The following is a 7,863-nucleotide window of genomic DNA, read 5'->3' on the forward strand; positions in this document are numbered from 1 at the left end:
GGGGTGACGTTGAGGACCGCCAGGGTGGGCACGCCGGGGGCGGCCCGGAAGGCGGCGATCGTCTCCGAGGTGCGACCGCTCTGCGACACGCCGATGAGCAGATCGGTGTCGAAGCCGCCGAGCCCCTCCTCGATCTCACTGGCCAGCACCCGCTGGGCGGGTACACCATGGCCGCGCAGCACCTCGACCGGCAGGGCGAGCGCCGCGTACGAGGCGCCGATCCCGGCGAGGAGCGGGCGCCCGGTGGCGCGCAGCCGGGCGCCGGCCGGCCCGGCCAACTGCCGCCGCACCTCGGCGGTCACGCGCTCCAGTGCCTGCGGCTGGCCGGCCTGGCCGTCGAGGAAGGTGATTCGCGTTCCGGGCATGAGGAGTCCTTTCGTGCGCCCCCCGGTGAGCGGGCGGGGCGCGGTGCGGGGGACAGAAGGCGGACGAACCGGGCAGGTAGGACGTTGAAGGCAGGATCATCCTGCGAAGTGCCGACCGGGGGAATGGCGCCCGGGGAGCGCACGGTGGCGGACGTGTCCACCGTGACCGCAGACGTCTCACCAGCACCGCGGACGCGCCGGGGTCCCCAGCCCCGGGTGCCGGGCCGCGCCCGGGCCGGATGCGCGGGACGGATCCGGGTACCCGCGCACGTACGCGGGCCGTCCCCCGCTCCGAAGAGGCGGGGGACGGCCCGGGAGGTCAGGCGCGGACGGCCGGTGTCAGATGAGGTCCATCGCGGCCACCTCGTCGGGGCTGCCGTAGCTGACCGGGCCCTGGAAGCGGTGGCGGGCGGTGGCGAACCACCACAGGGTGGCGATGAAGAGCACCGCGCCCAGCGCGATCGGGGCGTAGTTGAACGAGTCGGTGGTGATCGGCGAGGTCTGCGGCAGCATGAACAGCACGCTGCTGAGCACGATCCAGGCCACCGCGACCGCCGCCACGGGCTTGCCCCAGCGGCCCAGGTTCCACGGGCCGGGCTGGAAGTCGTCCAGGCGCAGCCGCAGGAATATGGGCACACCGTAGGCGAGGTAGAGCCCGACGACGTTGACGCTGACGATGGCGGTGAAGGCGGTGTGCGACCACCAGCCGGGGATGATCAGCACCAGCGAGCAGGCCGCGGCCAGCCACACCGCCTTGACGGGGGTGCGGGTGCGCAGCGACACCGAATGCCACCAGCGTGAACCGGGCATCGCCCCGTCGCGCGAGAAGGCGAAGATCTGGCGGGTGTTGCTGGTCATGTTGGCGAGACCGCAGAAGAGCATCGCGCCGATCACGATCAGCAGCAGGAGCTTGGCGGTCCCCATGCCGAGCGCGTCGATGAGGATCTGCACCGGCGGGGCGGCTGAGCTCGCCTCGCCCGCGTAGTCGCGGATCGCGTAGACCAGGGCGAGCATCAGGACCAGCCCGGCCAGCGCCGAGTAGATGATCGCGCGCATGATGCCCTTGGGGGTGTTGACCGTGGCCTTCACGGTCTCCTCGGACATGTGGAAGCTGCCGTCGAAGCCGGTGAACGTCCAGCTGGTCACCAGCAGGCCCAGCATCGCGGCGTACAGACCGCTGCTGAAGCCGGTGGTGTTGACGAAGTGGTTGGCGAACGAGGCGGACTGGTGGTGCGAGGGCTTGAAGGTGAGGGCGGCCACGATCACCACCATCCCGACCAGCAGCCACCACACGGAGATCCGGTTCACCACGGCCACCAGCTGCACCGTGTACGTGTTGGCCAGCGCCTGCACCACCAGGATCACCGCGGCGATGCCGACGGTCTGCTGGGGCGTGGGGTGGTAGGAGGACCACTGCATCGAGACGAAGGCCTGGATGAAGGTGGCGGCGGCGTAGTTGGTGGCGGCGGTGCCGCCCACCTGGCCGACGAAGTTCAGCCATCCGGTGTACCAGGACCAGGCGCCGCGGTGCCGCTTGGCGAGCTTGCCCGCGGAGAAGTACAGGGCGCCGCTGGTCGGGTAGGCGGAGGCGATCTCGCCCATCGCCGCGCCGACGAACAGCACCATCAGCGACACACCGATCCAGCCGAAGATGAGGATGCGCGGCCCGCCGGCGCCCATTCCGAATCCGAAGGCGGAGAATATGCCGGAGATGATGTTGATGATCGTAAAAGATATCGCGAAATTGTCGAACGCGTGGAATCTGCGGGTGAGTTTCCGCGGGTAGCCCATCGCGTGCAGTGTCGCGTCGTCGTCGAGGGCGACGGGCGGTTCACGGCGAGGGGCTTTCGCGCGGAGCGGGGACGTGCGCTCGGACACTGGGGGCAGCCTTTCCTGGTGGGGGTGGACAGGACGCGTGTCGTACGGGTGCCGCTGGGCCGTGCGGTGGTGCGGCGGGTCAGGCCGGGCCGGGGGTCGGCAGCCCGCAGGCCCGCCGGGCCCGGGTCAGCCGTTCCTCGGGGTCGCCGAACGCGCTCCAGGGCATCCGGGAGGCGTAGGGCCCCATGGCCGTGAGCACCTCCCGGGCCTCGAACTCGCGTTTGGCCATGTACAGCGCGTGTGCCAGGTACGCCAGGTCCAGGACGGGGGTGAAGCGGTAGGCCGCCGTCCTGGGGAACCAGTTCTGGTAGATGCCCAGCGCCGTCGCCGTCCACTGGGGCTGGAGCCAGGTGCTGTCCGCGAGCAGGGCGGACGGGTCGTAGTCCTCGACGAGTGCGACCAGGGGCAGCAGTCGCAGCGGTGAGGTGAGCGGGGCGCGGTGGCTGAGGAAGGAGGCGACGTCCCAGCGGGCGCTGGCGGAGCCGCCGTGGCGGGTGAAGAAGAAGGCCAGGAACCGGTGGTGGGCCTCGCGGTTCCAGGGGTCGAGCCGCAGGATGTGCGAGAAGAGCTGCCAGGGCCCCGGCGGCGCCGTCAACAGGCCTTTGGGGGCCGGGTCGTGGGAGCGCTCGAAGCGGGCGAGGGCGAGCTGGGCGACCCAAGGAGTGGGGTCCTGCGGCAGCAGTTTCGCGGCGCGTCCGCAGGCGGCCGTGGCGATGCGCACCAGTGCGCCGGCCCGGCCGTCCCGGGCGTCGGCCATGCGTAACGCCCGTACCATCGCGACCCGCGCCGCCAGCAGCGCCGCCTCGGCGCTCGGTTCCTCGGCGAGCCACCGCTCGGCGAGATCGGAGTCGGCGGCCTCGGAGGCGAGCACCAGCGAGCGGTGGGCGCGCACCTCGAAGTCGGTGCGCGCGTCCTTGAGGACGTTGTGCGCGCTCAGATACCGGCCGGCCCGCACGTCCGTGCAGGCCTGGGCCAACTCACGATCGTCGGCGGCCGGATGCCACACGTACTGTCCCTCGAACGAGCCCGCAGTCACGATCCCCTCTCCATCCCGAAGACGACGCCACCCGCATGCGCATTCCGGCCATGGCGAATTCGGCCAGGGGACGTCACCCCTACGCAGGCTCACTGACAGCGAGCCACACCTTACTCATCATTAAGTCGTATCGAAACTCGTCGCCCGGAATATCTGGTTCCTTGTCATTTATGGGCCGGGCAAATGCGGTTGGGTCCGTCGGGCGCCGACACCGGGCTTTTGGCGTGACACCGGTAGGGGGTGTGGGTACGGCCAATTCCCCGGCGGTGACGCCTTTTCGGCCGTGGCCGGATTTCATGAGGTGGCCGTCGCGTCCCGGCCGGTGGCGCGCGTGACGCGACGGCGCGGACCGTGCCACCCTTGCCGTCCAAGGAGCCCCTGGTCATGGGGCCGGAAGCCGGGTCCGGCCGGCTTCGAGGAACCGATCTGGAGTAGGGCTGTTGCTGCATCTGCGTCTGAACGTGCCCGCCGACCTCACCGACGAGGTGGTGCGGACCCTGGAGGCGACGGTGGGCACCGCCCATCTGGCCGTCGTCCCGGGTGCCTCGCGCAACCCCGTGGGCGACCTGGTGCTGTGCGATGTCGCCCGCGAGGCCGGGGACGGACTCCTCGCGCGGCTGCGCGCGCTCGGGCTCGACCGGTCCGGCGCGATCGCCGTCGAGAACATCGACCTCTCGCTGTCCAAGCGCGCCGAGAAGGCCGAGGCGGAGGCCCCGGGCGAGGGCGTGGACGCGGTGCTGTGGGAACAGCTCACCGAGGCGACCCATGAGGAGTCGACGCTCACGGTCACCTATGTGGCGTTCCTGGCGATCGCCACGATGCTCGCGGCGTGCGGTGTGATGCTCGACAACGCCATTCTCATCGTGGGCGCGATGGCGGTCGGCCCCGAGTTCGGGCCCCTGGCCGGCATCTCCACGGCGCTGGTGCAGCGCGCGCCGGGCCTCGTGTGGCGGTCACTGTGGGCGCTGGTGGCGGGCTTCGCCGCCGCCATGCTGCTGACGGCCGGGTTCGGCTGGCTCCTGGACCAGGTGGGGCTCTTCGACAAGGACATGCTGGAGGCGGTCCGTCCGAACACCGCCTTCATCTGGAAGCCCGACTGGATGTCCTTCGTCGTCGCGTTCCTGGCGGGTGTCGCGGGCACGCTCTCGCTCACCTCGGCCAAGTCCGGCGCGCTCATCGGGGTGGCCATCTCGGTGACCACCGTCCCTGCGGCGGCCAACGCCGCCATGGCGTTCAGCTACCGGGAGTACGCCCAGACCTGGGGCTCGACCGCGCAGCTCCTCGCCAACCTGGGCGGGATCGTCCTCGCGGGCACCCTCACCCTGCTCACCCAGAAAACGCTCCTGGCGAGCCGGCGCCGTCAGCCCGCGCGCTGAGCGGTGGAAGCCGCGTGGCGCGGGGCGGGGGCGGACCCCACGCACCGCGCCACACACGACCGCTACGGTCAGTAGCCCTGGTGGCTGGCGCTGTGCCAGTTCGCCCAGCCGCAGTCGGACTGGTAGTGGGTGCCACGGTTGGCGTTCGTGTCGCCCTCCATGTGGCAGGCGCCCTTCCTGCCGCCCTCGGAGCTGTGGTCGCGCCCGTGCTCACGGTCGTCCTTGCGGGTGTAACCGTGGTGGCGGTTGTCGTCGCGGCCGTAGCCGTTGCCGTAGTCGTGACGGCGGTCGTCGTCACGACCGTAGTCGTGGCGCCGGTCGTCGTCGCGGCCGTGGCCGTAGTCATGGCGGCGGTCGTCGTCACGGCCGTAGTCGTGGCGGCGGTCGTCGTCGCGGCTGTTGCCGTAGCCGTAGCCGTGGTGGCGGCCGTGGTCGTCGTCACCGTGGGCCAGCGCGGTCGTCGCGCCGCCGAGGACGACGCCGACGGCGAGGACGCCCGCGGTGAGGGTGGTACGCAAACGCATGTGTGCTCCTGTGGGGGTCGGAGGCAGATCGTGACGTCCTGAGCGATCACCGTTACGAACAGTGGCGAAACCTGCCTTCACCCGACTGCCAGGCGTGTGACCTGCTTCACCCCGGTGTGGCGGTACGTGATGAATCCCTTACGGGGGCACTCCGTACAGGTGAGCACAGGATCGGTGTGACGTCGCAGCAGGAGGTTCCCCATGAGGCCGTTCACCTTGCGCTACACGGTGCCGCAGGAACCGGAGGAGCGGACCGTCGCCTACCGCTTCGACGCCTCGCGGCAGTTGAACGTGCTGCCCGACGGGCGCCCCGCCGTCGCGGACCGCGCGGTGCTCAGAGCGAGCGGCACCACCGCCTCCACCGCCGGTTCCCAGACGCACTTCGACGACTGACGGCCCGGCAGCCGGATGACGGTTCTCATCCTCACGTGCGAACAGGACGTCACCACCGACATGGTCGTGACCCATCTGCACGAACGCGGCGTTCCCCTGGTGCGCCTCGACCCCGCCGATGTGCCGGGCAGAGCGGTGCTCTCGGCCGAGTACGCCCACGGGGACTTCAGCGGGCACCTGTCGGTCGACGGGTTCCTGGTGAGCATGTCGGGGCTGCGCTCGGTCTGGGTGCGCCGGCCGGGGCAGCCGGCCGCCCACGCGCCGGAGCCCTCCCAGTGGCTGACCGCCGAGACACGGCAGGCGCTGTTCGGCATGCTGTACTCGGCGGCGGCGCGCTGGATGAACCATCCGCGCGACGCCGAGACGGCCCGGCACAAACCCTGGCAGCTGCGGGTCGCCCACGCCAGCGGGTTCGCCGTGCCGCCCACCGTCGTCACGACGGTGCCCCGGGTGGCCCGGCAGTTCGCGCAGGAGTACCGGGACGTGGTGGTCAAGAGCGCCGCCGGGCCGCCGCCGGACGAGCCGCTGATGGCCCTGCCGACGACGCTGATCGGGCCCGACGCGGACTTCTCCAGCGTCCGGGCGGGGCCGGTGGTGCTCCAGCGCTTCGTCCCCAAGAAGGCGGACATCCGGCTGACCTGCGTGGGGGCGGCGCTCTTCGGCGCCCGCAAGGTCTGCGACCCCGGGCAGGTGGACGGCCGCTACGACGGCGGCGGCCGTGGCTGGGAGCCCGTCGGGGTGCCCGGCCGCATCGCCGAGGCCGTCCACGCGTACACCCAGCGCACCGGGCTGGCCTACGCGGCGTTCGACTTCGCCGAGGACACCGACGGGGTCTGGTGGTTCCTGGAGTGCAACCAGGGCGGGCAGTTCGGCTTCGTCGAACTCGACACGGGCCAGCCGATAGCGGCGGAGGTCGCCACCTGGCTGGCCCGGGCTCAGTGAACCGGGGCCGGGGCGCGGCGCCGCACCGTCGCCATCAGCGGCACGGCGGGCTGGAGCAGCAGTGCGGCGCGGGGTGCCACCTCGGCGTCCGGCAGGTCGAGGCGGCACCGCTGGGCGAGGGTGGCCAGCACGAGGGCGGCCTCGACCTGGGCGAAGCGCGCGCCCAGACAGGTCCGCTGGCCGCCGCCGAAGGGGTACCAGGCGTGGTCCGGCACCGCCTCCGGTGCGTCGTCGTCCCACCGCTCGGGGCGGAACGCGTCGGGGCGCGGGAACCAGCGCGGATCGCGGTGCGTGGTCCACGGGCTGCACCAGACGATCGTCCCGGGCGCCACCCGCGTGCCACCGAGGGTGGCGCCCGGGCGGGCGACCGCGGGGATGAGCCAGACCGGCGGATACAGCCGCAGCGCCTCCTTGACGATCTGCCGGGTCCACACCAGCCGGTCGTAGTCGTCGATGGTGGGCGGGCGACCCGCCAGCACCTCGTCCAGCTCGGCTTCGAGGCGGGCGCGGACCCGCGGCGAGCGGGCGAGCAGATGCACGGTCCAGGTGAGCGCCGTGGAGGTGGTCTCGTGTCCGGCGGCCCAGAGGGTGACGGCCTCGTCGCGCACCTCCTTCGGCGACAGCGGCCGGCCCTGCCCGTCGCGGGCCGCGAGCAGCCTGCTGAGCAGGTCTTCGCGCTCGTCGATGCCGTCGGGGGCGCTCAGCCGGGCCCGGATGAGCCGGTGGACCTCGGCGTCGATGGTGGCCACGGCGCCCAGCAGGGACCGGCGGGACGGGGTGCGCACCCAGGCGGGCAAGAACAGACCGATGCCGCGCAGCTCCGCCCCGACGGCCCGCTCCGCCACGTCCATCGCGTCGCCGAGCGCCGCGGTCTGCTCCCCGAGGTCGTTGCCGAACAGGGTGCGCAGCACCACCCGCTGGGTGATGAGCGCCATCTGCTCGCGTACGTCGATCCGCTCGCCCTCGCGCCAGGAGCCGGCCGCCGCGCCCGCGCACTCCACCATCGTCCCCGCGTAGGCGCGGACCTGGCGCGGCCGTACGGTCGGCTGCACCAGCGCGCGCTTGCGGCGCCAGTCGGCGCCCCTGCTGAGCAGGACGCTCTGCCCGGTGATCTGTTTGAACGCCCAGCCGATGTCGAGGATGTCGTAGGTGTGCTCACGTCCCGCCAGCAACTCCATGATGTGCTGGGGGTGGGAGACGAACAGACCGCGCCGGGGGCCGAGCGACCAGGTCACCGCGTCCCCGAAGCCGTCGCGCAGGCCGGTGAGGAAGCCCAGCGGGTCCCTGCCGAACGCGACCATGTTGCCGAGCGGCCGGGGCMGGCCCCGGGGGCCGCGGACGGGGTGGAG

Annotated in this window: 8 protein-coding genes; 3 read left to right on the top strand and 5 right to left on the bottom strand. The window is 72.0% G+C overall.

What is annotated here, in order from left to right; genetic code table 11:
- From ACJA3G_RS24405 to ACJA3G_RS24415, 3 genes are all read right to left on the bottom strand, one after another.
- Positions 1-365, bottom strand: a 365-nt coding sequence (locus ACJA3G_RS24405; RefSeq protein ID WP_406555179.1) for a hypothetical protein, incomplete at its 3' end; no start/stop codon positions are given.
- A 339-nt stretch (positions 366-704) separates the two neighbouring features.
- A complete protein-coding gene (locus tag ACJA3G_RS24410; protein WP_406555186.1) occupies positions 705-2,156 on the bottom strand; it encodes an amino acid permease in 1,452 nt (483 codons plus the stop codon).
- 166 nt (positions 2,157-2,322) lie between these two features.
- Positions 2,323-3,279, bottom strand: a complete 957-nt coding sequence (locus ACJA3G_RS24415; protein WP_406555180.1) for a hypothetical protein — start codon at positions 3,277-3,279, stop codon at positions 2,323-2,325.
- Positions 3,280-3,719: 440 nt separating this feature from the next.
- Here ACJA3G_RS24415 and ACJA3G_RS24420 point away from each other — a divergent pair, with 440 nt between their 5' ends.
- Positions 3,720-4,655 (top strand): DUF389 domain-containing protein, encoded by a 936-nt coding sequence (locus tag ACJA3G_RS24420; RefSeq protein ID WP_406555181.1) that lies wholly within the window; start codon positions 3,720-3,722, stop codon positions 4,653-4,655.
- Between the two features lie 68 nt (positions 4,656-4,723).
- On the opposite strand, the gene ACJA3G_RS24425 is transcribed toward ACJA3G_RS24420, so the two are convergent.
- The gene (locus tag ACJA3G_RS24425; RefSeq protein ID WP_406555182.1) at positions 4,724-5,179 is read right to left on the bottom strand and encodes a hypothetical protein; all 456 of its coding nucleotides are present in this window, start codon (positions 5,177-5,179) and stop codon (positions 4,724-4,726) included.
- A 201-nt stretch (positions 5,180-5,380) separates the two neighbouring features.
- On the opposite strand from ACJA3G_RS24425, the gene tgmA reads away from it, so the two are divergent.
- Positions 5,381-5,572: a putative ATP-grasp-modified RiPP gene (gene tgmA / locus ACJA3G_RS24430; protein ID WP_406555183.1), complete on the top strand. Its 192-nt coding sequence runs from the start codon at positions 5,381-5,383 to the stop codon at positions 5,570-5,572.
- A 15-nt stretch (positions 5,573-5,587) separates the two neighbouring features.
- Positions 5,588-6,514 (top strand): ATP-grasp ribosomal peptide maturase, encoded by a 927-nt coding sequence (gene tgmB / locus ACJA3G_RS24435; RefSeq protein ID WP_406555184.1) that lies wholly within the window; start codon positions 5,588-5,590, stop codon positions 6,512-6,514.
- Here tgmB and ACJA3G_RS24440 read toward each other — a convergent pair.
- Positions 6,508-7,863, bottom strand: a 1,356-nt coding sequence (locus tag ACJA3G_RS24440; RefSeq protein WP_406555185.1) for a cytochrome P450, incomplete at its 5' end; no start/stop codon positions are given. The genes tgmB and ACJA3G_RS24440 overlap by 7 nt on opposite strands.

It is taken from the genome of Streptomyces sp. YS-3 (genome assembly GCF_045257485.1).
GTDB lineage: Bacteria > Actinomycetota > Actinomycetes > Streptomycetales > Streptomycetaceae > Streptomyces.

Excerpts from the sequence above, each read along its gene's own strand:
- ACJA3G_RS24410 (WP_406555186.1), bottom strand. The coding sequence starts at position 2,156 with ATGGGCTACCCGCGGAAACTCACCCGCAGATTCCACGCGTTCGACAAT.
- ACJA3G_RS24425 (WP_406555182.1), bottom strand. The coding sequence starts at position 5,179 with ATGCGTTTGCGTACCACCCTCACCGCGGGCGTCCTCGCCGTCGGCGTC.
- tgmA (WP_406555183.1), top strand. The coding sequence starts at position 5,381 with ATGAGGCCGTTCACCTTGCGCTACACGGTGCCGCAGGAACCGGAGGAG.
- tgmB (WP_406555184.1), top strand. The coding sequence starts at position 5,588 with ATGACGGTTCTCATCCTCACGTGCGAACAGGACGTCACCACCGACATG.